At 69.8% G+C, this 24,627-nt stretch carries 21 protein-coding genes; 13 read left to right on the top strand and 8 right to left on the bottom strand.

What is annotated here, in order from left to right; translation table 11 throughout:
- The first annotated feature begins 39 nt into the window (after window positions 1-39).
- The gene (locus GEMRO_RS30930; protein WP_035485740.1) at window positions 40-1,194 is read left to right on the top strand and encodes a PepSY-associated TM helix domain-containing protein; all 1,155 of its coding nucleotides are present in this window, start codon (window positions 40-42) and stop codon (window positions 1,192-1,194) included.
- A gap of 22 nt (window positions 1,195-1,216) precedes the next feature.
- Here the strand turns inward: GEMRO_RS30930 and GEMRO_RS0120820 are convergent, their stop codons facing one another.
- On the bottom strand, window positions 1,217-2,767 hold the full coding sequence (locus tag GEMRO_RS0120820; protein ID WP_027135552.1) for a trimethylamine methyltransferase family protein: 1,551 nt from the start codon (window positions 2,765-2,767) through the stop codon (window positions 1,217-1,219).
- 179 nt (window positions 2,768-2,946) lie between these two features.
- Here GEMRO_RS0120820 and tatA point away from each other — a divergent pair, with 179 nt between their 5' ends.
- The 4 genes from tatA (at window position 2,947) to GEMRO_RS0120840 (ending at window position 7,612) form a co-directional block, all read left to right on the top strand.
- On the top strand, window positions 2,947-3,186 hold the full coding sequence (tatA, locus tag GEMRO_RS30935) for a twin-arginine translocase TatA/TatE family subunit (protein WP_051329305.1): 240 nt from the start codon (window positions 2,947-2,949) through the stop codon (window positions 3,184-3,186).
- 119 nt (window positions 3,187-3,305) lie between these two features.
- The gene (locus tag GEMRO_RS0120830) at window positions 3,306-4,337 is read left to right on the top strand and encodes an ABC transporter substrate-binding protein (RefSeq protein WP_027135553.1); all 1,032 of its coding nucleotides are present in this window, start codon (window positions 3,306-3,308) and stop codon (window positions 4,335-4,337) included.
- Window positions 4,338-4,346: 9 nt separating this feature from the next.
- A complete protein-coding gene (locus GEMRO_RS30940; RefSeq protein WP_035485744.1) occupies window positions 4,347-6,560 on the top strand; it encodes an ABC transporter permease in 2,214 nt (737 codons plus the stop codon).
- Window positions 6,554-7,612 carry an ABC transporter ATP-binding protein gene (locus GEMRO_RS0120840; protein ID WP_027135554.1) on the top strand — a complete coding sequence of 353 codons (1,059 nt, stop codon included), beginning with the start codon at window positions 6,554-6,556 and terminating at the stop codon, window positions 7,610-7,612. Before GEMRO_RS30940 ends, GEMRO_RS0120840 begins: the two co-directional genes overlap by 7 nt.
- Window positions 7,613-7,627: 15 nt before the next feature.
- On the opposite strand, the gene GEMRO_RS30945 is transcribed toward GEMRO_RS0120840, so the two are convergent.
- Window positions 7,628-9,397, bottom strand: coding sequence for an adenylate/guanylate cyclase domain-containing protein (locus GEMRO_RS30945; RefSeq protein WP_276202837.1), 1,770 nt, complete (start codon window positions 9,395-9,397; stop codon window positions 7,628-7,630).
- 225 nt (window positions 9,398-9,622) lie between these two features.
- On the opposite strand from GEMRO_RS30945, the gene GEMRO_RS0120850 reads away from it, so the two are divergent.
- The 8 genes from GEMRO_RS0120850 to GEMRO_RS30960 all read left to right on the top strand — a co-directional run bounded on the left by GEMRO_RS0120850 (window position 9,623) and on the right by GEMRO_RS30960 (window position 17,129).
- On the top strand, window positions 9,623-10,387 hold the full coding sequence (locus tag GEMRO_RS0120850) for a class II aldolase/adducin family protein (RefSeq protein ID WP_035485747.1): 765 nt from the start codon (window positions 9,623-9,625) through the stop codon (window positions 10,385-10,387).
- 55 nt (window positions 10,388-10,442) lie between these two features.
- Complete coding sequence (locus tag GEMRO_RS30950; protein WP_035485750.1) at window positions 10,443-12,026, top strand: ABC transporter substrate-binding protein; 1,584 nt, start codon at window positions 10,443-10,445, stop codon at window positions 12,024-12,026.
- A complete protein-coding gene (locus GEMRO_RS0120860; RefSeq protein ID WP_205625043.1) occupies window positions 12,019-12,975 on the top strand; it encodes an ABC transporter permease in 957 nt (318 codons plus the stop codon). Before GEMRO_RS30950 ends, GEMRO_RS0120860 begins: the two co-directional genes overlap by 8 nt.
- Window positions 12,975-13,802 (top strand): ABC transporter permease, encoded by an 828-nt coding sequence (locus GEMRO_RS0120865; RefSeq protein ID WP_035485752.1) that lies wholly within the window; start codon window positions 12,975-12,977, stop codon window positions 13,800-13,802. Before GEMRO_RS0120860 ends, GEMRO_RS0120865 begins: the two co-directional genes overlap by 1 nt.
- A gap of 5 nt (window positions 13,803-13,807) precedes the next feature.
- The gene (locus GEMRO_RS0120870; RefSeq protein ID WP_035485753.1) at window positions 13,808-15,403 is read left to right on the top strand and encodes an ABC transporter ATP-binding protein; all 1,596 of its coding nucleotides are present in this window, start codon (window positions 13,808-13,810) and stop codon (window positions 15,401-15,403) included.
- Window positions 15,404-15,432: 29 nt separating this feature from the next.
- Window positions 15,433-15,591: a hypothetical protein gene (locus GEMRO_RS36010; protein ID WP_169728421.1), complete on the top strand. Its 159-nt coding sequence runs from the start codon at window positions 15,433-15,435 to the stop codon at window positions 15,589-15,591.
- 76 nt (window positions 15,592-15,667) lie between these two features.
- Window positions 15,668-16,045, top strand: coding sequence for a DMT family transporter (locus tag GEMRO_RS36015; protein WP_240476831.1), 378 nt, complete (start codon window positions 15,668-15,670; stop codon window positions 16,043-16,045).
- Between the two features lie 88 nt (window positions 16,046-16,133).
- Window positions 16,134-17,129 carry a YihY/virulence factor BrkB family protein gene (locus GEMRO_RS30960; protein WP_051329669.1) on the top strand — a complete coding sequence of 332 codons (996 nt, stop codon included), beginning with the start codon at window positions 16,134-16,136 and terminating at the stop codon, window positions 17,127-17,129.
- 43 nt (window positions 17,130-17,172) lie between these two features.
- Here the strand turns inward: GEMRO_RS30960 and GEMRO_RS0120890 are convergent, their stop codons facing one another.
- The 6 genes from GEMRO_RS0120890 to GEMRO_RS0120915 all read right to left on the bottom strand — a co-directional run bounded on the left by GEMRO_RS0120890 (window position 17,173) and on the right by GEMRO_RS0120915 (window position 24,602).
- Window positions 17,173-18,045, bottom strand: coding sequence for an SMP-30/gluconolactonase/LRE family protein (locus tag GEMRO_RS0120890; RefSeq protein ID WP_027135560.1), 873 nt, complete (start codon window positions 18,043-18,045; stop codon window positions 17,173-17,175).
- Between the two features lie 46 nt (window positions 18,046-18,091).
- On the bottom strand, window positions 18,092-18,964 hold the full coding sequence (locus GEMRO_RS0120895; RefSeq protein WP_027135561.1) for an SMP-30/gluconolactonase/LRE family protein: 873 nt from the start codon (window positions 18,962-18,964) through the stop codon (window positions 18,092-18,094).
- A gap of 15 nt (window positions 18,965-18,979) precedes the next feature.
- Entirely contained in the window at window positions 18,980-19,756 is a 777-nt protein-coding gene (locus GEMRO_RS0120900) for an SDR family oxidoreductase (protein WP_027135562.1), read from the bottom strand.
- 16 nt (window positions 19,757-19,772) lie between these two features.
- On the bottom strand, window positions 19,773-21,848 hold the full coding sequence (locus GEMRO_RS0120905; protein ID WP_027135563.1) for an ABC transporter permease: 2,076 nt from the start codon (window positions 21,846-21,848) through the stop codon (window positions 19,773-19,775).
- Window positions 21,845-23,389, bottom strand: coding sequence for a sugar ABC transporter ATP-binding protein (locus tag GEMRO_RS0120910; protein WP_027135564.1), 1,545 nt, complete (start codon window positions 23,387-23,389; stop codon window positions 21,845-21,847). Before GEMRO_RS0120910 ends, GEMRO_RS0120905 begins: the two co-directional genes overlap by 4 nt.
- 79 nt (window positions 23,390-23,468) lie before the next feature.
- Entirely contained in the window at window positions 23,469-24,602 is a 1,134-nt protein-coding gene (locus tag GEMRO_RS0120915) for a sugar ABC transporter substrate-binding protein (protein WP_027135565.1), read from the bottom strand.
- Window positions 24,603-24,627 lie beyond the last annotated feature (25 nt).

The raw sequence follows: 24,627 nt of genomic DNA on the forward strand, positions 1-24,627 counted from the left end.
GGACCACCGGGCAGCTTTGTCCGCGGGGCAGGAGGAAGCATGATGAACGGCGCGCGGCGCTTCTGGCTGAACGTGCATCTGTGGACCGGGCTGGTCGCCGGGCTGTTCATGGTGATCCTGGGCATCTCCGGCAGCGCCCTGATCTGGCATGACGGGCTGGACGAGCTGCTCAACCCGCAGCGGGCCGCCAGCACCGCGGCGCCGGCCCTGCCGGCCGCCTCCTATCTGGACAGCGCCGCCGCGGCGCTGGGCGAGGACGCGCGCCTGTCCAGCCTGCGGATGCCCGAGGCGGCGGGCGAGGCGGTGCGGGTGACCGGGATGGTGCCGGTCGCGGAAGGGCGGCCGCGCTTTCTGACTGCGTGGCTGGAGCCCGCCGACGCGCGCGTGCTCGATTCCGGCGATTCCCGGCAATCCCTGGTGGGCGTGCTCCACGTCCTGCACGGCAGCCTGCTGATCCCGCAATGGTCCGGCCGGCAGATCGTCGGCTGGCTGGGCGTGGTGATGGCGATCTCCGCCGCCACCGGGATCTGGCTGTGGTGGCCAAGGGTCGGCTCGCTGCTCAAGGCGCTGTGGTGGCGGCGCGGCCGCAAACCCACCGCCAACCTCCACAACGTGCTGGGCGCCTGGATCGCCGTGCCGCTGTTCGTGGTGTCGGTGACCGGCGTCTACATCTCCTTCCCGCAGGCCGCCCGCGCCCTGTTCGGCCCGGCCGAGACCGAAACCGGCGGCGCGCCCCGGCCGTCCCGCTTCGCCCCCCCGCTGGAGAATCCGGCCTTGAGCCCCGACGGCGCGCTGGAGCTGGCGCTCGCCGCCGAGCCCGGCGCCCGGCTGGTGAGCCTGTCCCTGCCGACCGAGCCCCTGCCGGCCTGGCGGGTCCAGCTCGCCGGCGACGGCGGCGCGCCCGTCACGCTCGAGATCGACGACGCCAGCAGCGAGGTGCGCCCGGTCGCGGTGACGGCCCCCGGCAGCGCCGACCCGGTGGCGCGGCTGATGCGCCAGGTCCATGACGGCCACGGCATGGGCCTGGTCTGGCAGGTCCTGGTGTTCCTGAGCGGCCTGCTGCCGGCCCTGCTCTGGGTCACCGGGATCTTCATGTGGCTGCGTCGCCGCCGCGTCCGCCGCCCGGGTGCTGCCAGGCCCGGCGCCGGCCGGGCGCGCGATGCCGCAGCACCCGCCGCCCGCCCGGCCGGCTGACCCCGGCGTTCGGCCGGGCCGCTCAGGCCGGCCGGCCGATGCCCCGGGCGATCTCCGCCTTGCGTCTGGCCACGAACGCCTCCAGCGCCTCCAGGATCGCCGGGTCCAGGGGCGGCGGCTCGAACCCGGCCAGCCGCTCCTGCCAGATCCGGGTGGCGCGCGCCGCGGCGTCGGGGGCGCCGGCCGCGGTCCATTGCTGGAAATTGCGCCAGTCCGAGAGGATCGGCAGGTAGAAGGCGCGCTGGTAGCGGGCCATGGTGGTTTCGGTGCCGAAGAAATGGCCGCCGGCCGGCGTCTCCAGGATCTGGGCCAGCGCCTGCTCGACATCCTCCTCCTCGCCGCCGGCCACGATCTCGGCGATCCCCTGCACCAGCTCGCAGTCCAGCACGATCTTCTCGAACGAGGCGACCAGCCCGCCCTCCATCCAGCCGACCGCGTGGTAGACCATGTTCGCCCCGCCCATCACCGCGGCAAACAGGGAAAACAGCGATTCGTAGGCGGCCTGGGCGTCCAGGGCCACCGAGGCCGAGGCGTTGGACGCCCGGTAGGGCAGGCCGACATGGCGGGCGAGCTGGCCGGCGATCAGGGTCGCCTTGACGTTCTCCGGCGTGCCGAACGCGGGCGCGCCGCTTTTCAGGTCGACGTTCGAGGTGAACGCGCCATAGGCCATCGGCGACCCGGCCCGGGTGAGCTGCACCAAAGTCAGCCCGGCCAGCGCCTCGGCATGCTGCTGGATCAGCGCCGCGGTGAGCGAGACCGGCGCCATCGCCCCCATCAGGGTGAACGGCGTCACCACCACCGGGTGGCCGAGCTCGGCCATCGCCATCAGGCCCTCGCCCATCGGCCCGTCATAGCGGCGGGGGCTGTTGGCGTTGATCACCGTGCTGCAGCCGGGGGCGCCGAGCGCCTGGTCCAGCGTCAGCCCGCGCGCGATCGCCGCCATCTCCACCGAATCCTGGGCCCGCTCGCGGCCGATCGCGCTGCACCCCCAGGGCTTGTCGCCTTCCACGATGTTGGCGAGGCAGGCGTCCAGGTGGCGGCTTTCCGCCGGCAGCTCGGTGGGCGGCACCGGCTGGTTGCCCAGGTAGTTCACGATCGGGAAGCACTGGGCGAGACGCACCAGCTCCCGGTAGTCGGCGAGGTTGCCGGGCCGCCGGCCGCGCACCGCGTCCTGCACCGTGGGCGGCCCCGAGACCAGGCCGAACGCCACCGCGTCGCCGCCGATCTGCAGCGTGCGCTCGGGATTGCGGGCGTGCAGCAGGTAGGCGTTCTGCGCCTTGGCCAAAGCGTCCGCCACCAGCTCGCGCGGGATCCGCACCACCATGGTCTCCGGGTCGACCGCAGCCCCGGCCTGGCGCCAGCGGTCGCGGGCGCCGGCACCCAGAAACTCGATCCCGGCATCTTCCAGCAGGCGCAGCGCCGCCTCGTGCACCGCCTCGACCCGGCCCGTCGGCCAGGGCTCGATCGGCGGCAGGGCGCGCCGCAACTGACTGGCGGTGCCGGCCACCACATGCCCCTGCTGGGGGGTGCGGCTCCTGCCGCGCCGCCCGACCGCCGTCGCCGACCGTTCCATGGCCCTGCTCCCAACCCCCGGGCGGCCCTTGGCGGCCGCGTCCCGCCGCGAGACTAGCGCTGCATGGCCGGCGCCGTCAGCATCACCGTGGTGGAAGCCGCTTGGTTCTTCCCGGGCGCTGTCCATATACCGGGGACAAGCGCCTGCGCGGCAGGCCGCGTCAGCGGAGGAAGCGGATCGTGAGCATCGGGGTGTGGCAGCTGTTGATCGTCCTCGCGATCGTCGTGCTGATCTTCGGCGTGGGCAAGCTGCCCAAGGCCGCCAGCGACGTCGCCCAGGGGATCAAGGCGTTCAAGCGCAACATGAAGGACGACGACGAGGTCGACCAGCCGGTGGCGCCCGCCCACCCGCCGGCCAAGGCGCCGGAGCTGATCGCCGCCGAGAAGGTCGCCGCCGAGCGCGATCGCGGCCCGGTCTGAGCCTCCGGCCGCCGCCTTTCCGGTCCCTCCAGGGTTGACGCGGCTGCTCTGTCACGAAACTGTCATCCCCACGGAGAACCAAGCGGCCGGTGCTGTCCGGACCGCGGCCAGGGGAGGCGATGATGCGCACCAATCTGCTGTTGGGTGCCGGTGCGGTGGCGTTGATGGCCGCCGCGGCAACACCGGCCGAGGCTGCCGGCAAGCTCACGCTCTACTGCGTCGTTGATGAGAACTGGTGCCAGCTCATGACGACGGAGTTCGAGAAGGAGACCGGCATCGACGTCGCCATGACCCGCAAGAGCTCGGGCGAGACTTATGCCCAGGTGAAGAGCGAGGCCGACAACCCCAAGGGCGACGTCTGGTGGGGCGGCACCGGCGACCCGCACCTGCAGGCGGCCGAGGAAGGGCTGACCGAGGCCTACCAGTCGCCGCTCAACGACGAGCTGCACGACTGGGCGCTCAGCCAGTACGAGGCGTCGGGCGGCCGCACCGTCGGCATCTACGCCGGCGCGCTGGGCTTCGGCTACAACACCGAGCTCCTGGCCGAGAAGGGCCTGGAAGCGCCGAAATGCTGGGCCGACCTGATCAAGCCCGAGTTCAAGGGCGAGGTCCAGATGGCCAACCCGAACAGCTCCGGCACCGCCTACACCGCGCTCGCCACCTTCGTGCAGCTGATGGGCGAGGACGAGGGCTTCGACTACCTCAAGAAGCTGCACGCCAACATCAACCAGTACACCAAGTCCGGCTCCGCGCCGATCAAGGCGGCAGCGCAGGGCGAGACCATGGTCGGCATCGTGTTTCAGCACGATGCGGTGACCATGAAGGCCACCGGCGCGCCGATCGCGGTGGTCAGCCCCTGCGAGGGCACCGGCTACGAGATCGGCTCGATGAGCATCATCGCCGGTGCGCGCAACATGGAGGAGGCCGAGCAGTTCTACGACTTCGCGCTGCGCGCGGACGTCCAGGAGAAGGCGCGCGAGGCCAAGTCCTACCAGGTGCCCTCCAACAAGAACGCCGAGCCGCCCCCGGAAAGCCCGAAGCTGTCCGACATCAAGCTGATCGACTATGATTTCGCCAAGTATGGCAGCTCGGACGAGCGCGGCCGGCTCTTGAAGAAGTGGGACGAGGAAGTCAGCGCGCTGCCGCGCTGAGGCGACCGCATGAAGTCGCGCCACGACACGACGCTCATCGGTTGGCTGCTGGTCGGCTGGTGCGGCTTCCTGCTGCTTCCCTGGTACGCCCAGGATGACGGCTTCTTCGCCCTGGACTGGCTGAACGCCGGCTTCCTGGCCGACCGGGACTATGCCCCGGCGCTGGTCCAGGCCCTGTGGCACGGCCGGATCTGGCTCCTGCCGCTCGTCGTCCCGCTGGTCCTGCCGCTCCTGGCACTCTCCCCCGGCGCCACCCCGCGGCGCCGGGCGGACTGGCTGATCCTGGCCGGCGTGCTGGGGCTGGTCTGGCTGGCGGTGCAGGGCATGGCCGTCACCCATCGCGGCCCGGCCGACTGGCTGGCGCCGCTCGTCCCGGAGCGCTCCCGGCAGTACGGGGTCGGGGCAGGGGCGGTCCTGGTCGCGTTGAGCTTCCTGTTCACCCTGACCAACGGCCTGGCCGCGCGGGGTGCCGTGAAGGGCGACCGGTTCGTCGCCGGCTCGATCGGGCTGGTGGTGGCGGTGGTGGCGCTGTTCGTGTTCCTGCCGGTCGGCATGGTGCTGGTCGGCGCCCTGCAGGACAGCGAGGGCGCCTTCGCCCCGGCCTTCTTCGTCGCCCAGTTCTCCGATGCGCGGATCTGGGGCGTCGCCTGCATTTATTCTGAGCTGCGCTGCGGGGTCGCCTGGAACTCCTTCCTGCTGGCGGTGCTGACCGGCCTGTCCACCACGCTGCTGGGCCTGGCCTTCGCCCTGATCGCCACCCGCACCGCCTTCCCGTTCAAGCGCTCGCTGCGCGTGCTCACCGTGCTGCCGATCATCACCCCGCCGTTCGTGATCGGCCTGGCGATCATCCTCCTGTTCGGCCGCAACGGCACCATCACCCAGTTCGTGTCCGACCTGTTCGGCATCGCGCCCGGCCGCTGGATCTACGGCCTGCCGGGCGTCTGGTTCGCCCAGACCCTGGCCTTCACCCCGATCGCCTTCCTGGTCCTGATCGGGGTGGTGGAAGGGGTGAGCCCGTCCATGGAGGAGGCGGCCCAGACCCTGCGCGCCGACGGCTGGACCACCTTCAAGACCGTGTCCCTGCCGCTGATGCGCCCAGGCCTGGCCAACGCCTTCCTCCTGGGCTTCATCGAGAGCCTGGCCGATTTCGGCAACCCCTTGGTGCTGAGCGGCAATTTCGACGTGCTCTCCACCGAGATCTTCTTCGCGATGGTGGGCGCCCAGCACGATCCCGGCCGCGCCGCAGTGATGGCCCTGGTGCTGCTGGGCTTCACCCTGCTGGCGTTCTGGGCGCAGCAGCGCTGGCTCGGCCGGCGCAACTACACCACCGTGACCGGCAAGGGCGACGGCGGCGTGCCGCTGCAGCTGGTGCCGCCGCTGCGCTGGACCCTCTACGCGGTCACCATGCCCTGGGCGGCGCTCACCATCATGCTCTACGCCCTGATCCTGATGGGCGGCCTGGTGGAGTTCTGGGGCCGCGACTACACCCCGACCCTGCGCCACATGGTGGCCGCGTTCGGCGTCACCACCGGCGAGCACGGCCTGGTCTGGTCCGGCACCGCCTGGAACAGCTTCGGCACCACGATCGCGATCGCCCTGATCGCTTCGGTGCCCACCGCCATCATCGGCCTGCTCACCGGCTGGCTGCTGGTGCGCCAGGATTTCGGCATGAAGCGCAGCTTCGAGTTCGGCACCATGCTGAGCTTCGCCATCCCCGGCACGGTGATCGGCATCGCCTACATCCTGGCGTTCAACGTCCCGCCGATCGAGATCACCGGCACCGGGATCATCCTGGTGATCTCCTTCGTGTTCCGGAACATGCCGGTCGGCGTGCGCGCCGGGATCGCGTCGATGAGCCAGCTCGACAAGAGCCTGGACGAGGCGTCGCTGACCCTGCGCGCGTCGAGCTTCACCACCATGCGCCGGATCATCCTGCCGCTCCTGCGCCCCGCCATCCTGGCAGCCCTGGTCTACAGCTTCGTCCGGGCGATGACCGCGATCAGCGCGGTCGTGTTCCTGGTCTCCGCCCAGTACGAGATGGCGACCACCTACATCCTGGGCCGGGTCGAGAACGGCGAGTACGGCGTGGCCGTCGCCTACGCCTCGGTCCTGATCCTGGTGATGCTGGTCGTGATCGGCATCTTCCAGCTCCTGGTCGGCGAGCGGCGGTTGGGCCGCCGCCGCGCCGGGCCGGTGGCAGCCCCCGTGGGAGCAGCATCTTGAGCACCGCCAGCGTCCGTTTCGAGAACGTCACCAAGGCGTATGGCGAGGTCGTGGCCGTGCGCGGCATCGACTTCGCCGTGGAGGCCGGCACCCTGGTCACCCTGCTGGGCCCGTCCGGCTGCGGCAAGACCACCACCTTGCGGATGATCGCCGGGCTGGAGCTGGCGACGTCGGGGCGGATCCTGATCGGCGGCCAGGACGTCACCCATCTGCCCGCCACCGCCCGCGACGTGGCGATGGTGTTCCAGTCCTACGCCTTGTTCCCGCACATGACCGTGCGCGAGAATGTCGGCTACGGCCTGTCGGTGTCGGGGCGGCCGAAAGCGGAAGTGCGCGAGCGCGCCGAGCAGGCTTTGGAGACGGTGGGCCTGGCCGGCTATGGCGACCGGCTGCCGGCCGAGCTCTCCGGCGGCCAGCAGCAGCGGGTCGCGGTGGCCCGCGCCATCGTGCTGGTGCCGCAGGTGCTCCTGTTCGACGAGCCGCTTTCCAACCTCGACACCAAGCTGCGCCGCCGGGTGCGCGAGGAGCTGCGCGACCTGCAGAAGCGCTTAGGCATCACCTCGATCTACGTCACCCACGACCAGGAGGAGGCCCTGGCGGTCTCCGACCGGATCATCGTGATGAACCAGGCGGTGATCGCCCAGACCGGCACCCCCCGCCAGCTCTACGAGGAGCCGGCGTCGCGCTTCGTGGCCGACTTCATCGGCGACGCCAACCTCCTGCCCGCCGAGATCACCGCCAGCGACGGCGAGCGCGCCGCGGTGCGCCTGGGCGCCTCGACCCTGGACCTGCCGGCCCGCGGCCTCAAGCCCGGCGCCTGCACCCTGGCGATCCGCCCCCACGCGATCCGGGTCCATCCCGGCCAGGAGCCCGGCGGCAACCAGATGACGGTGCGCCACGCCATCTATCTGGGCAGCCACCTGGAATACGAGCTGGAAGGCCGGATGGGCCAGCTGTTCGCCACCGTGCCGGTGGCCGACCGGATCATCCCGCCGGGCGAGCGGGCCTGGGTGACCTTCGACGAGCGCTCGGTGGCGCTGGTGCCGGCCTGAGCTGTTGTCGGTCGGCTAGGTCCGCGGACCGAGGTCCTGCAGCGCGCGCAGCACGTGGCTGGCGATGTTCGGGTGCGCGAACCCTTGGAGCAGGCGAGCCGCATCGTCCGTGGCGGCTCCGCCGGACCGCTGCAACTCGGCAAGCGCTTCGCCGGCCTCGTCGCGGCGATCCAGCGCTGCGAGGCTGCAAGCGAGGACAGCCTGGCCCAGAAGGCATCCACGTCCCTTGGCCACCGCGTCGGCGGCCCAATGCGCCGCCTCCTGGAAATCGCCCTGCACGAAGTTGGCGATCGCCAGGAAGGGTAGCCAGATGGAGGCATGGGGGTCGTTCGGGCTCAGGCGCAGGCCACGCTGCAAGGGTTCGATCGCAAGATGCGCCCGATCCGCCCGGAGGCGCGCCATGCCGAGGAGCATGAAGCCCAGGGCGAAGTTCGGGCTCAGGTCGATCGCACGCTGCGCCGACGCGATCGCCCGCGCCGCCTGTCCCATCGCGATGCTCATGATGCCGACGGCATAATGCGCATAGGGGTCTGCCTCGGCGAGGCGCGTTGCCTGCTGCGCTGCCTGCCAGCCCTCGGCGATATCGGCGGCGCGATGGTCGCTCCAGCCGAGCAGGATGATCCCGGCGCAGCACCGTCCGAGCCAGGTATGGCTTTCCGCCAGGGCCGGAGCCGCCTCGACGGCTGCACGAAAATGCTCGCGGGCGCGCTGGTAGTCGTCCCGGTTGATCTGATGGAAGTGCCACATGCCGCGGAAGATCAGGTCCCAGGCGGTCAGGTGCGCCGGAGTCATGCCATGCGCGCGCGCCGTCTCGGCCTTCAGGAGCGCCGGCTCGATGGCGCCGATGACCTGGGCTACGATCTCGTCCTGGACGGCGAACAGGTCGGCGAGGTCGCGGTCGTAGCGCTCGGCCCAGAGGTGGCGTCCGGTCAGGGCCTCGACCAGCTGGGCGGTCATGCGGACCGTGCCGCCCGAACGGCGGGTGCTGCCTTCCAGGACGTAGCGGACCCCCATCTCGCGGGCGACCTGCTGGATCGACACCGATCTTCCCCGGTAGCCGAAGCTGGAGCCCTGGGCGATCACGAAGAACCAGCGGAACTTCGCGAGCGCGGTGATCAGGTCCGCGGTCAGCCCATCGGCGAAGTAATCCTGGTCGGGATCGCCGCTGATGTTCGCGAACGGCAGCACCGCGATCGATGGCTTGTCGGGCAGCGGCAGGTCGCCGCCGCGCAATCGGCCGATCGGGAGCGGCGCCTGCAGGCTCCAGTCCACGCGGAAGACCTGCACCGGCCGTCCAATGTTCTTGACCGCTCGCTCGCCGGCGAACTGGCAGGGAAAGCCGAGCCTGCCGGCGATCTGCTCATGGACGCTGACGGAGATGTAGATCTGGCCGGGCTCGGCCAGCGCCTGCAGCCGTGCCGTGATGTTGACGCTGTCGCCGTACAGGTCCTCGCCCCGCGCGATCACGTCACCCAGGGTCACGCCGATGCGGAAGACCAGGCGCCGGGGCTCCGGCAGGTCGGCATTGCGCCGCCCCAGCGCACGCTGCACCGCGACCGCGGCGCGGACCGCCATGACCGGGCTGGCGAACACCGCCATGATGCCGTCGCCCGCCACGCTGAAGATCCGACCTTCATGCTCTGCGACCAGGCCCCCGATGACCTCCTGGTGGCTGGCGAGCGTCGCGAGCGTCGCCTCCTCGTCCTCGCCCATCAGGCGGCTATATCCCGCGGCGTCTGCGGCCCAGACAACGGCGAGACGCCGCTTGGCCTCGACGGCTGGCACGGCATCATCTCCTGCTTCGTCCGAAGATCGTACACCCAAAGGAGGTCCGCGTAACGGCAGTCCAAGGCAGGCGCGGCACTCCGCGATGCCGAGCCAGGCGGCGATCGTGAACCCTCGTTTGTAGCCGTACAATTTCCTCTGAGCGACGCCCGGCGTCCGCTACTCAATTGCGGCGGCGTTGAAATGTCGTAAGTTCCCCCGGCAGGGAACAAGCAGGTGAACCGAATGACCGCCCAACCAGCGAATCTGGCCCATTTCTCCGACGCGGCGGAGGTCAGCCAGCGGCGGATCGAATTGGCAGGGGCGCTGCGACTTGCGGCGCGGTTCGGATTCAACGAGGCGATCGACAACCATTTCAGCTACGCCCTCGATCAGGACCGCTTCCTGATCAACGGCTATGGCAAGCACTGGTCGATGCTTACCGCCGGCGACGTTCTGCTGATCGACGGCGAGGGCAACATCCTGGCCGGGGAAGGCGAGGTCGAGCCCACCGCCTTCCACATCCACCGCGCCGTGCACCGCCGCTATGCCGAGGCCCGCGCGGTGCTGCACACCCACATGCCGCACACCACCGCGATCGCCTGCTGCGAGGGCGGCCGCCTCTTGCCGATCAGCCAGACCTACTGCCTGTTCCACGACCGGATCGGCTACGACGAGCACTATAACGGCATGGGCGACCATGCCCAGGAAGGCGACCGGATCGCCTCGGCCATGGGCGGGCGCCCGGTGGCGCTGCTCGCCAGCCATGGGCCGATCGTCACCGGGCCGACCATCGGGCAGGCCTTTTCCTGGCTCTATTACCTGGAGCGCGCCGCCGAACTGCAGGTCCTGGCGGAATCGCGCGGCCAGAAGCTGAAGCTGCTGACCGAGGACGTGATCCGGTCGACGCAGGCCAGCTGGGACGGCGCGCCCGGCCTGCACGACCGCCATTTCGCGGCGCTGCTGGCGATGCTCGACCGGGAACAGCCGGAGTATCGCACCATCAGCTGACCATCTATCGACCGACCGACCGACACCGCGACCAGCGCCCGTAGGAGAGAAGAGAATGAGCCGAATCGACAGCTACGACCACCTGCTCAGACAGGGTGGCCTGGACCGGCGCAGCCTCGGCAAGCTCGCGGCGATGCTGGGGGCCGGCGCCGCGATCGGCGCCATGCTGCCGGGCCTGGCGCGCGCCCAGGAGACGCCCAAAAAGGGCGGCGACCTGATGATCGGGATCACCGGCGGCGCCACCACCGACACGCTGAGCCCGCTGCCCTCCACCGCCTCGATCCACACCTGCTCCAGCTTCATGTGGGGCAACTGCCTGGTCGAGTACGGCACCGACGGCTCGGCTGTGCCGGAGCTGGCCGAGAGCTGGGAGCCGTCGGCGGACGCCAAGACCTGGAAGTTCAACATCCGCAAGGGCGTGACCTTCCATGACGGCAAGGAGCTGGATGCCGAGGACGTGGTCTGGTCGCTCAACCTGCACCGCGGCGAGAACAGCGAGTCCGGCGCGTCCGGCTACATGAAGCAGGTCGTCGACATCAAGGCGGACGGCAAGCACGCGGTGATCATCGAGCTGGATTCGGGCAACGCCGACCTGCCCTACCTCCTGACCGACTACCACATGATCATGATGCCCAAGGACGGCGACGTCACCTCGGGCAACGGGACCGGCGGCTACAAGATCACCGAGTTCGACCCGGGCGTGCGGGTGTTCGGCGAGCGCAACGAGAACTACTGGAAGGAAGGCCGCGCCCACGCCGCCACGGTGGAACTGGTCGCCATCTCCGACCCGGCCGCGCGTACCGCGGCGCTGCAGACCGGCCAGATCAACATCATGGAGCGGGTCGACCCGAAGACGGTCGAGCTGATGGGCCGGGTCCCCGGCATCGTCATCCACCAGGCCGCCGGCGGCGGCCATTACCCGCTGCTGATGCGCTGCGACACGGCACCTTTCGACAATGTCGACCTCCGGCTGGCGCTGAAACACGCCGCCAACCGCGAGGACATCGTCGACAAGGTCCTGCGCGGCCTGGGCAAGATCGGCAACGACCATCCGGTCCCCTCGGGCGACCCGTTCTTCGCGTCCAGCCTGGAACAGCGGACCTACGATCCGGACAAGGCCAAGTTCCACCTCAAGAAGGCCGGCTATGGCGGCGAGGCGCTCCCGCTCTCGACCTCCGACGCCGCGTTCGCCGGCGCGGTCGACACCGCCGTGCTCTTCCAGCAGCACGCCAGCGCTGCCGGCATCAACATCGAGATTGTCCGCGAGCCGTCCGACGGCTACTGGAACGATGTCTGGATGAAGAAGCCGTTCTGCCTGTCCTACTGGGGCGGCCGACCGACCGCGGACCTGATGCTGTCGGTGGCCTACAAGTCGGACGCCGCCTGGAACGACACGTTCTGGCGCCGCCCGGACTTCGACAAGATCCTGATCGAGGCTCGCGCCGAGTTGGACACCGCCAAGCGCCAGGAAATGTACACCCAGCTCCAGACGATGATCCGCGACGATGGCGGCGCGCTGATCCCGATGTTCAACGACTTCGTCGACGCCTCCACCGAGCAGGTGAAGAACTTCGAGCTCAGCCCGCAATACGGCCTGTGCGGCATGCGGGCCCCGGAGCGTGTCTGGCTCGATGCCTGATCTGGTCCGCCTGATCGGCAAGCGGCTGCTGCTGGGGCTGCTGACGCTGTTTGCCGTCTCGGTGCTGGTGTTCGCCGGCACCGAGCTCCTGCCGGGCGACCTGGCCGAGGTGATCCTCGGCCAGAGCGCCACGCCCGAGGCGGTGGCCGCGATCCGCGCCAAGCTGCATCTGGGCGATCCGGCGATCGTCCGCTACTGGCGCTGGTTCAGCGGCGTGCTCACCGGCGACCTCGGCAACTCCCTGGCGTCCGGCCGGCCGATCAGCACGGTGCTGGCGCCCAGGCTCGGCGCCACCCTGTTCCTGGCCAGCGTCGCCGCGGTGATCGCCGTGCCGCTGGCGATCACCCTGGGCCTGCTCTCGGCTTTGTGGCGCGACCGCACCTTCGACAAGAGCGCGTCCGCCGCCACGCTGGCCGCGATCTCTATGCCGGAATTCTTCATCGGCTACCTGCTGGTCTACATCTTCGCGGTGCAGCTCGGCTGGTTTCCGGCGATCTCGCGGATCTCGCCCAGCGCCGGGTTCGGCGACCGCCTTTGGGCGATCGCACTGCCGGCCCTGACCCTGACCATGGTCACCACCGGCCACATGATGCGGATGACCCGGGCGGCGATCGTCCAGGTCCTGGCCGCCCCTTACGTCGAGATGTCCGAGCTGAAGGGCACCCCGCGCAAGGCGATCATCTTCCGCCACGCGCTGCCCAACGCGATCGGGCCGATCGCCAACGTGGTGGTGCTGAACCTGGCCTTCCTGGTGGTCGGCGTGATCCTGGTGGAGGTGGTGTTCGTGTATCCCGGAATGGGCCAGCTCATGGTCGATGCCGTCGCCAAGCGCGACATTCCCCTGATCCAGGCCTGCGCCATCGTGTTCGCGATCACCTATGTCGGGCTGAACATGCTGGCCGACATCGTCTCGATCCTCGCCAACCCGCGCCTGCGGCACCCACGCTGATGGGCGCGCTGTGGCGGCGGATGCCGTGGATCACCCGTCTGGGCCTCGTCCTGGTGGCCCTGTTCGCCTTTCTGGCCCTGTTCGGCCCCTGGCTTGCCCCCCATCCGGAGGCAGCGGCGGTGGGCGACGTCTGGCAGCCGATCGGCGCCGAGGGCTACCCGCTCGGCACCGACACGCTCGGCCGGGACATGCTGAGCCGGCTGCTCTATGGCGCCCAGCGCTCCATCGGTCTTGCGCTGATCATCACCGTGATCTCGTTCGGGCTGGGGGCCATCTGCGGCTTCCTGGCGGCGATCGCCGGCGGCTGGATCGACCAGGCGGCGTCGCGCATCGTCGACGTTTTCATGTCGTTCCCGGCGCTGATCCTGGCGCTCTTGGTGCTCTCGGTGATGGGCAGCTCGATCCCGGTGCTGATCGCCACCCTGGCCTTCATCGACGGGACCCGGGTGTTCCGCCTGGCCCGTGCGGTGGCGGTCGACCTGAACGTGCTGGAGTTCGTCGAGGCGGCCAGGCTGCGCGGCGAGGGAATGGTCTGGATCGCCCGCAAGGAGATCCTGCCCAACGCCCTGCCGATGCTGCTGGCCGAGTTCGGCGTGCGTTTTTGCTTCTCCTTCCTCCTGATCAGCGCCCTGTCGTTTTTGGGCCTGGGCATCCAGCCGCCCGCCGCCGACTGGGGCGGGATGGTCAAGGACAACGCCCAGGCGATCGCGTTCGGCCTGCCCGCACCGCTCCTGCCGGCCGCCTGCATCGCGCTGCTCACCATCTCGGTGAATCTCGTGGTCGACTTCATGCTCGACCAGGCTTCTCGCCGCTCACGTCGGGGCTGACCGTCATGCTGCTGGAAATGACTGATCTGCGCATCGACGGGGCCGATCTGGACGGGCAGACCGTCCAGATCGTCAAGGGCGTGTCGCTGTCGGTGGATCGCGGCCAGGTGCTGGGCCTGATCGGCGAATCCGGGGCCGGCAAGTCCACCATCGGCCTGGCGGCGCTGGGCTATGTCCGCCCGGGCTGCCATTTCGCCGGCGGCAGCGTCCGGCTGGACGGCCAGGAGCTGATCGGCGCGTCCGAGGACGTGCTGATGCGGATCCGCGGCCAGAAGGTCGCCTATGTCGCCCAGAGCGCCGCCGCCTCGTTCAACCCGGCGCACCGGCTGATCGACCAGATCTGCGAGGTCCACCAGCGCCATGGTCTCGGCCCGCGCGAGGAGGCCGAGCAGCGCGCGGTGGAGCTGTTCGCCAAGCTGGGCCTGCCCGAGCCGGAGATCTTCGGCCAGCGCTACCCCCACCAGGTCTCCGGCGGCCAGCTCCAGCGCGCCATGACCGTGATGGCGCTGATCGCGAAGCCCGACCTGGTGGTGTTCGACGAGCCGACCACGGCTTTGGACGTCACCACCCAGATCGAGGTGCTGGCGGCCATGCGCACCGCGATCCGCGACGAGGGCACCGCGGCGCTCTACGTGACCCACGACCTGGCGGTGGTCGCCCAGGTCGCCGACCGGATCCTGGTGCTGCGCCACGGCAAGGCGGTGGAGCTCGGCGACACCGCCCAGGTCCTGGAGGAGCCGCGCCAGGACTACACCAAGGCCCTGGTCAGCGTGCGCCGCGCCGAGACCCAGACGCTCGCCGCCCACGCCCATGCGCCGGTGCTGGAGGTGCGCAGCGTCGATGCCGCCTATGGCCGGCAGAAGGTCCTGTTCGACGTCTCGGTGCTGGTGGAGCGCGGCGCCACCGTGGCGGTGGTGGGCGAGAGCGGCAGCGGCAAGAGCACGCTGGCACGGGTGGTCACCGGCCTCCTGCCCGCCGCCAAGGGCGAGGTCCTGTTCCAGGGCGAGAAGCTGTCCGCCGACCTCGCCGGCCGCAGCAAGGAGCAGCGCCGCCGCCTGCAGCTGATCTACCAGATGCCCGACGTGGCGGTGAACCCGCGCCAGACCGTTCTGGAGATCATCGGCCGGCCGCTGACCTTCTATGCCGGGATCACCGGCAAGGAGATGCGCCGCCGGGTCGAGGAGCTGCTCGCCACCATCGAGCTGCCGGCCGACTTCGCCGACCGCTTCCCGGGCGAATTGTCCGGCGGGCAGAAGCAGCGGATCTGCATCGCCCGGGCGCTGGCCGCCGAGCCGGAGCTGATCATCTGCGACGAGGTCACCTCCGCCCTGGACCCGCTGGTCGCCGACGAGATCCTGAAGCTCCTGCTCAAGCTCCAGGAGGAGATCGGCCTGTCCTACCTGTTCATCACCCACGACCTCGCCACGGTGCGCGCCATCGCGCACGAGGTGGTGGTGATGCAGCGGGGCAGGGTGGTCGACAGCGGCAGCAAGTCGGACGTGATGGCCCCGCCCTTCCACGACTATACCGGCAAGCTGCTCCGCTCGGTCCCGGAGATGCGCACCGACTGGCTGGACGAGGTCCTGGAAAAGCGCGACTAGGCGGGCCCTCTCCGCCTGGGGCTTCCCCCGTGGCGGGTCTCGGCATCGTCCTGCTCCTTCATTCCGCCCTCCTGTTCGGCGCCGGCACGCCGCTGGCCAGGCTGCTGCTGGGCACGGTCGTCCCCTGGATGCCGGCGGGCCGGCTCGATTGCCGACGCCGGGCTGGATCGCCGGGCCGCTTCTGCTGATGTTCGGCCTGGCCCGCAGCAACGCCGCCGCCGCCTGCTGCTCGGGGCCGCCGCGATTCCGGCCGGCGCGCTGATCCTGTCCTGGCAGGGCAGGGCCGCCTCCAAGCCAGGCACGCTCGCGGCGGTCGGCGTGGCGGGCTTCCTCGGCTACGGCGCCAGCTTGGTCCTGTTCGTGCTGGGCCTGCGCCATCTTAGCACCGCGCGCACCGGCGCCTGTTTCTCGCTCGCTCCGTTCATCGGCCCGCTCCTCGCCATGGTGCTGCTCGACGAGCCGCTGACCATCCGCCTCCTGGCCACCGGCCTGCTGATGGGGCTGGGCCTGTGGTTGCACCTGGCCGAGCGCCACGAGCACGACCCTGTCCACGCGCCGATCCGCCACAAGCACCCGCACTGCCCGGACCTGCACCACCGCCATTCGCATGGACGCGGACAGGCCCGATCCTCCGTCCTTTGAGGGCACCATTGCCGCAACCGCCTGTTGAGCCCCCATGGATGCCGCGCCCGGCGCGGCCTGCACCCTTCCGCACGGGGAATCTTGGGTCATGAACAGCACAGCAGCGGCCGATCCCGGACGGAGCCCGGGCACCGGCCTCGCCCGTGGCCGCGGACGCCGGGCGCGCTCGCCCGGCGAGATCTCCAAGAAAGGCTGGTGGGACATCCTCTGGCGGGTCAAGAACGAGATCGGCGACGACCATGTCTCGATGATCGCGGCGGGCGTGGCCTTCTATGGCCTGCTGGCCATCTTTCCCGCCATCGCCGCTCTGGTCGGCATCTGGGGCCTGATGGCCGACCCGCAGCAGATCCAGTCGCAGATCTCCCAGGTCACCTCGGCCCTGCCGCCGGAAGCGGGGCGGATCCTCGAGGACCAGGTCACCAAGGTCGCCTCCAACACCGGCGGCGCCAGCTTCGCCGCGCTGGGCGGCCTCCTGTTCACGCTCTACAGCGCGTCCAAGGGCGTGAAGGCCGTCATCGAGGGCCTCAACATCATCTATGACGAGGAAGAAAAGCGCGGCTTCATCAAGCTGAACGCCATCGCCCTGGCGCTCACCGTCGGCGTGGTGCTGGTGATGGTGCTGGCGCTGGGCCTGATCGCGGTCCTTCCGGCCGTGGTCGCCGGGCTGGGCTTGGGTGGCACCATCGCGACGGTCGTCTCGCTGGCGCGCTGGCCGATCCTGTTCGTGGTGATCATGGCGGTGCTGGCGATCCTCTACCGCTACGCGCCCAGCCGCGACGAGCCGCGCTGGCGCTGGGTGAGCTGGGGCGCGGTGCTGGCCACCGTGCTCTGGATCGTCGGCTCGATCGCCTTTTCGATCTATGTGCGCAATTTCGGCAGCTACAACGAGACCTACGGCTCGCTGGGGGCCGTGATCATCCTCCTGATGTGGTTCTGGCTGTCCTCGTTCATCGTCCTGCTGGGCGCGGAGGTGAACGCCGAGATGGAGCACCAGACCGCCGAGGACACCACCGAGGGGCCGGAGCAGCCGCGCGGCCAGCGCGGTGCCCGGATGGCCGACACGGTCGGCGAGCAGAAGAACTGACGGGGAAGGGCGGCCAGGCGGGTTCAGCCTGGCCGCCCGGCATTCAGCCGGCGAAGCGCGCCTCCGGCACACCGCGCACGCCGAGATCATGGATCGCGAACAGCGAGCCGCGCGGCGCCGGGTCGTCGGGGAAACGCGGCAGCGGCGGCTTGGCCATCGAGGTCACGTAGAGCACGTCCAGCTTCGGCCCGCCGAACATCACGCTGGTCACCTTCTTGACCGGCATCTCGATCACCCGGTCGACGCTGCCGTCCGGGGCGAAGCGCACCAGCTTGCCGGCATAGACGATCGAGCTCCAAACGCAGCCCTCTTCGTCCACCGTGGCCCCGTCGAACGCGCCGCCCTCCCACTGCATCTTCGCAAACGTGCGCTTGTTGGCGATGGCCCCGGTTGCGGTGTCGTAGTCATAGGCCGAGATCTCGCCCGACCAGGTGTCGGTGAAGTAGAAGGTCTTGCCGTCCGGGCTCCAGCACGGCCCGTTGCTGACGATGATCCCGCCCTCCAGCTTCGTCACCGACAGGTCCGGGTCCATCCGGTAGAGCGCACCGTTGGGGCCTTCCTCCATGGTGTCCATCGAGCCCGCCACGAACCGTCCCTGCCGGTCGACCTTGCCGTCGTTGATCCGGTTGTTCGGCCGGTCCGGCTCCGGGTCGTGGATCAGCTCGACCTCGCCGCTCTGGAAGTCGAGGGAGTGCCAGCCGCGCTGCAGGGAGACGATGGCGCCGCCCTTCTTGCGCAGGCACATCGAGCCGATCTTCTGCGGCACGTCCCAGGCCCGCACCTCCCGCCCGTCCTCGGTGCAGCGGAACACCCGGCCGTCGAAGCTGTCGATCCAGTACAGGCGCTGCTCGTCCATGTCCCAAAGCGGGCCTTCGCCGAGCGTGGTCTTGACGTCGACCAGAACCTCGATGCGCATCTGCTCGTCCTTCCCCAATTCTGTCTTCTGTTCCCGGCCCGCCGGCCTAGCCCTTGAACCGCGCCTCCGGCAGGCCGCGAACGCCCAGGCCATGCACCGCGAACAGCCCGCCCGCCTCGCGCTCCTGGCGCCGGCGTCCCCCGAACGGCCGCGCCATCGAGGTGACGTAGAGGATGTCCAGCTCCGGCCCGCCGAACGACATGCTGGTGATGCTGTCGACCGGCATGCCGACCAGCCGGTCGATGGTGCCGTCCGGGGCAAAGCGCACCAGCCGCCCGCCATAGACCTCCGCGCTCCACACGAAGCCTTCCGCGTCCACCGTGGCCCCGTCCGGGTAGCCCCTCAGATGGCCCTCGAAATCAGCGAACAGCCGCCGGCTCAAGAGGTCGCCGGTCGCGATGTCGTAGTCATAGGCCCAGATCTTCCGGGTCCAGCTGTCGGCGAAATAGAAGATCGTCCCGTCCGGGCTCCAGCACGGCCCGTTGCTGACGATGATGTCGCCCTCCAGCCTGGTCACGCTCAGGTCGGTGTCCAGCCGGTACAGGCCGGCCAGCGGCTCGCGCTCCTCGTAATCCATGGCGCCGGCCACGAACCGTCCCTGCCGGTCGACCTTGCCGTCGTTCATCCGGGTGCGGCGAATGCCGGCCTCGGGATCGGCGATGGGCCGCACCGCGCCATCATCGAAGTCCAGGAAGTGGAAGCCGGTGCGCAGGGAAACCACCGCGCCCCCGCCCTCGCGCAGGCACATCGAGCCGATATGCTCGGGCACGCTCCAGCTCTTCAGGTCGCCGCCCGCCGCATCGCAGCGATGGATCGCCTTGCCGTGGCTGTCGATCCAGTAGAGGCGCTGCTCCCGGACGTCCCAAAGAGGACCTTCGCCCAGCTCGTCGCGGGCCTCGGTCAGCAGTTCGATGCGCAGCATGGAATCCGATCCTCACAAGGCTTCGACATTGCCGTCGACGCTCAGCGACTGGCCGGAGATGTTGCGGCCCTGCGGCGAGACCAGGAACAGCACCATGGAAGCCACGTCGTTGGGGCTGACCATCCGGCGCAGCGAGACCCGGCTCAAATACTGCCGCTCCATCTCCTCATAAGGGACGCCCACCTGCTGGGCGCGCGCCCGAATCACGCCCTCCATGCGCGGCCCCTCGACGATGCCCGGCAGCACCGCGTTCACGGTGATGTTGTCCGGGCCCAGCTCCTTGGCGAGGCTCTGGGTCAGGCCGATCACCCCCCATTTGGCCGCGGCATAGGGCGTGCGGAACGCGTAGCCGAACTTGCCGGCGGCCGAGGACATGTTGATCATCGCCCCGCCGCCCGCGTCGCGCAGCATCGGCACCGCCCGCCGGGCGCACAGGAACTGGCCGGTCAGGTCGATGTCCAGGCAGCGCCGCCAGTCGGCCAGGCTCAGCGTCTCGATCCCGCCGGTGGGCCCGGCGATCCCGGCATTGTTGACCAGCACGTCCAGCCCGCCGAGCGTCGCCTGCACCTCGTCGAACATTCGGTCGACCTGGCCCTCGTCGGACACGTCGGCGACACTCGTGCCGACCTCCGGCCGGGCCTGGCGCAGGGCGGCCAGTGCCGCCTCGTCCACGTCGCAGACATGGATCCGGGCGCCGGCTTCGGCCAGCGTGTCGACGATCGCCCGGCCGATGCCCGACGCCCCCGCCGTCACCAGGACCCGGCGTCCTTCTGCCATCAGTTCCGCCATCGGTTCGTTGTCCTTCTCAAGCGTGGCGCTCGCGCAGCGCCAGCACCGCCGCCAGCACCACGAGGCCCAGGATGATGTCGCGCACCGCGCTCGGCAGGGTCGTGCCGGCCAAGAGCGTGGCCAGCGCGGTGAGCAGCAGGACGCCGCCCAGCATCCCGGCATAATGGCCGCGCCCGCCGGTGATCAGCGTGCCGCCCACCACCACCGCCGCGATCGAGGGCAGCAGGTACTCGTCGCCCATGCCGAGGCTGGCCTGGCCGGAAAAGCCGGACAGGAGGATGCCGACCAGCGCCGCGCAGAAGCCGGAAAGCGCATAGGTGCCGATCAGCGTCCCGCCGACGCCGACCCCGGACAGCTTGGCCACGGTCGGGCTGTTGCCGACCGCATAGACCCGCCGGCCGAACGCGGTGCGGTTGAGCAGCAGGAGGGCCACCGCCACGAACAGCACCAGCAGCCAGATCACCGGGGTGACGCCAAGGAAGCTGCCGGTCATCAGCCAGCGCTGGGTCGGCGAGGCGAAGCCGGCGGGTGTGCCGTCGCTGTAGACCAGGGCGGCTCCCTGCAGGATGCCGTTCATCGCCAGCGTCATCACGATCGGCGGCAGGCCCAGGAACACGATCCCGGCCCCGTTCAGGGCGCCCAGCCCGATGCCCAGGAGCAGGCCGAACGGCACCACCCAGAGCGCGCTCATATCCGAGCCGCTGATCAGGTCGGCGGTGACGATGCCGATCAGGCCGATCATCCAGGGCAGCGACAGGTCGAGCCCGCCGGTCAGGATCGCCGCGCCCTGACCCAGCGCCAGGATCGCCAGGAAGGAGGAGAGCACCAGCAGCGAGTTGAAGTAGGAGGGGTTGGTCAGCGTGTTGCCGTAGATCAGGTGGGTCGCCAGCAGCACGATCGCGGCCCCGGCGAACGCCGGCAGCACGAAGCGCAAGGTGTGGCGGTGCCGCTCCAGCCAGGACGGCCGGACCAGCCCGGCCTTGGCGGCAGGCGCCGAAAGCTTCGGCGTGAACGGGGCGGAGGGGTGCGCCGCCGCCAGGGTGCCGGCCCGCCAGGCCCGCAGCTTCAAGACGCCCAGGCGCAGGTACTCGGCGATCGGCGAGTGCCTGTTCAACGATCCCACCAGCACCGCCAGGATCAGGATCGCGCCCTCGACCACCGAGCTGTAGTAGGCCGAGACATTGAGCACGAGCAGGATGTTGACCACGATCATCAGGATGTAGGCGCCGACCAGCGAGCCCACCGCCCCGCCGCGCCCTCCTCCCAGCATGGTCCCGCCCAGCACCACGGCGGTGAACACCTGGAGCAGCATCGGCCGGCCGATCAGCGGGTCGGCCGAGCCGGTCTGCGCGGTGACGAAGGCGCCCGCCGCCCCGTAGAACAGGCCCGCCAGGGTGTAGGTCCAGAACTTGATCGCCCGGGTCGACATGCCGGCGGCGCGGGCGGATTCCTCGTCGCTGCCGACCGCATAGATGCCGGTGCCGAAGCGCGAGTTCTTGATCAGGAACCAGATCAGCAGCGCCACCGCCAGGATCACGATCGGCGCCGGCAAAAGCTCCGGCATCGCGTCGCCGGTCAGGAACATGGAGAATTCCGGCGGGGTCATCCCGCCCGGCTTGTCCATGATCAACAGCGTGATGCCCTGGACGATGAACATCGAGGACAGGGTGACCACGATCGGCTGCAGGCGCACGAACGCCACGAAAAAGCCGTTGAAGGCGCCGACCAGCCCGCCGATCGCCAGCGCCGCCAGGGCCATGGTGACCTGCGAGCCGATGCTGGGTCCCATCCAGGTGGCCAGCACCACGTTGACCAGCGAGATCACCGCGCCTGCCGAGAGATCGAAGCCGCCGCTCAGGATCACGAAGGTCTGGCCCATCGCCGCCAGCGCCAAAGTGGCGCCGCCGGACGACATGAAGCTCAGCTCGAAATAGCTGAACGGGCCCGGCGTGATCGCCGCCACCACCATGAACAGCGCCACGAACACGGCGACCGCGACGAGCAGGCCGCGCCCGCGCGCCAGGGTGAGGGCCCAGCGCGGCCGGTGGCGGGCGGGACGGGCGGGCTGGCCCATTGAAAGGGACGCGCTCATGCCGCCGCTCCCCGCTGCTCGCCAAGGGCGCTGCGCATGATCGCTTCCTCCTCGATCGCTTCACCGGCGAGCTCGGAAACGATCCGGCCGCCATACATGACCAGGACCCGGTCGCACAGGTTCACCAGTTCGGCGATCTCGGTCGAGTAGAACAGGACCGCGCCGCCGGCATCGGCGAACGCGCGCATCAGGAGATAGAGCTGGTGCTTGGTGCCGATGTCGACGCCGCGGGTGGGGTCGAACATCAACAGCGTGCGGCTGCCGGCCAGCAGCCACTTGCCGATCGCGATCTTCTGCTGGTTGCCGCCGGAAAAGGCGCCGGCCGGGGTATAGAGCGCGCGGGGATCGACCTCGACCTGGCGGAACACCCTGGCCACCGCGTCGGTCTCGGCCTTGCCGTCGATCAGCCCGCCCTTGGTGAAGCGCTCGATCACCGGCAGCGCCACGTTGCTGCGCCCGTCCATTTTCAGGAACAGGCCCTCGGTCTTGCGGTCCTCCGGCACCAGGCTGATGCCGATATTGGCGCGGATCGCGTCCTGCGGCGAGGCCAGGGTGACCTCGCGGCCATCGATCAGGATCTGCCCGGCCGAGGGCGGCGCCATGCCGAAGCAGGACAAAAACAGCTGCTGCTGGCCCATGCCCTGCAGCCCTGCGATGCCCAGGATCTCGCCCGGATGCAGCGCGAAGCTTGCCCCCTTCAGGCGGCTGCCGACCGAAAGGTCGCGTGCCTCCAGGAAAGGGGTGACGCCGTTCCGGGCGCGCGGCGGGGCCTTGGGCGGAAAGGTTGCCGCCAGCGAGCGGCCGATGATCATCCGCACCACCTCGTCGTCGGTGATCGCATCCACGGTGGCGGTGCCGACTTCCTTGCCGTTGCGCAGCACGGTCAGCCGGTCGCAGAACAGGCGGACCTCCGGCATCCGGTGCGAGATGAACACCACGGTGACGCCCTCCTGGGTCACCCGCCGGATCAGCTCGCCCAGCCAGTCGATGTCGCGCCCGGACAGGCTGGAGGTCGGCTCGTCCAGCAGGAGGATGCGCGGCTTGCGGAACACCGCGCGGGCGATCTCGATCTTCTGGCGGACCGGCAGGTCCAGGTCGCGGATCTCCGCGCGCGGGTCGATGAAGTCCAGGCCGAGCGCGGCCAGGTGCCGGACGACCCGGCGCTCGCCCTCGCGGCGGCGCAGCTGGCCCAGCAGGCCGGTGGGGGCGTGCGGCAGCAGCATGTTCTCGGCGACGGTCAGGTCGCGGACCAGGGTCATCTCCTGGTACGCGGTCTGCACGCCGTGGCGCTGCGCCTCCAAGGGCTCGCCCAGCCGCACCGGCTGGCCGAACAGCTCGATACCGCCCTGGTCCGGCTGCACCAGGCCGGAGAGCATCTTCACCGTGGTCGACTTGCCGGCCCCGTTCTCGCCCAGGAGCGCGTGGACCTCGCCCGGCGCCACCTCGAACGACATGCCGTCCAGCGCCACCGTGGCGCCATACGCCTTGACGACGCGCTCGACCCGCAGGGCATGGGGGATGGTCGGGGAGTTGGCGGCCATGCGGGCTTTCCGGCAGCGGGAACGACAAGAACAGGGGTCCGGGCGCCGCGGACGCCCGGACCCCGTCAGCAAGGGCGGCTTACTGCTCCGGCTCGCCCACCAGGGCGGCCTGCAGGCCCACTTCCGGCGTGTCCGGCGAGTAGATCGAGGCGAACCAGCCGGGGTTGGTGATGATCGAGGGCTGGAACACGTTGCAGCCCTCGGACATCTCCTGCCAGGTGCCCTCGGCGCAGAGCTTGATCTCGTCGCTGGTGTAGAGCGGCAGGGGCAGGACGGTCTTCTGGGGGATGTCCTGGCCTTCCAGCTTCTGCACCGCGAGCTTGAGCGCCAGGGCGCCGGAATAGGGCGGGGAGGCGTAGGAGATGCGCGGCGCGCCCATCGGCATGTAGGTGCCGTTGGCGCCCTCGACCTCGGTGCCCTCCGGCAGCGCCTGGATGCGCCCGCCATTGGAGCCCTCGCCGGCGCAGGGCTTCAGGTTGGCCGGCTCGATGCCCGCCTCGATCTGCATCGAGTTGGCGGTGAAGCAGCCGGCCTGCATCCACAGCCCGTCGATGTCGTCCCATTTGTGGGTGGCCAGGATCTTGGACAGTTCGGTGCGGGCGTTGGCCTGGCTCCACATGCCCGGCGCCTCGGCGATGATCTCGATCTCCGGGTGCTGGTCGAACACTTCCTTGGCGGCCTGGGTGCGCAGCGTGTCCACCGAGGTGCCGGGCACGCCGGTGATCGCCACGATCCTGCCCTTGCCGTCCAGCTGCTGGACCAGCCACTCGGCGGTCTTGCGCCCGGCCTCTTCCTGGTCGATCGCGATGTTGTAGGCGCAGGGCTCGGTGATCTCGGCATCATAGGCGATCACGGTGACGCCCTTGTTGCAGGCGTTCTTGACCACCTGGTTCAGGGCGGTGGGCGAGATCGGGAACACCACGATCGCGTCGGCGCCGGCCTGGACCATCGAGTTGATCTGCTGGATCTGGCGCTGGGCGTTGGGGCCGGAGACCTGGACCTGCAGGTCGACCTTGTCCTGCATGGACGGATGCGCCGCCATCGCCTTGATCATGTTGGCGGCCTCGGCCTGCCAGTCATTGCCGATATAGCTCATCGACAGGAAGATCTTGTGCTTCTCGTCGGCCGCCTGTGCCGGCGCCGCCAGCCCGGCCGTCCCGGCAATGCAGCCGGCCGCCAGCAGCGACGAGAGGAGCTTGCCACCCAGTTTCATTGATCCCGCCTCCCTGAACGGGGGC

This window comes from Geminicoccus roseus DSM 18922 (assembly GCF_000427665.1).
In the GTDB taxonomy this organism is placed as follows: domain Bacteria; phylum Pseudomonadota; class Alphaproteobacteria; order Geminicoccales; family Geminicoccaceae; genus Geminicoccus; species Geminicoccus roseus.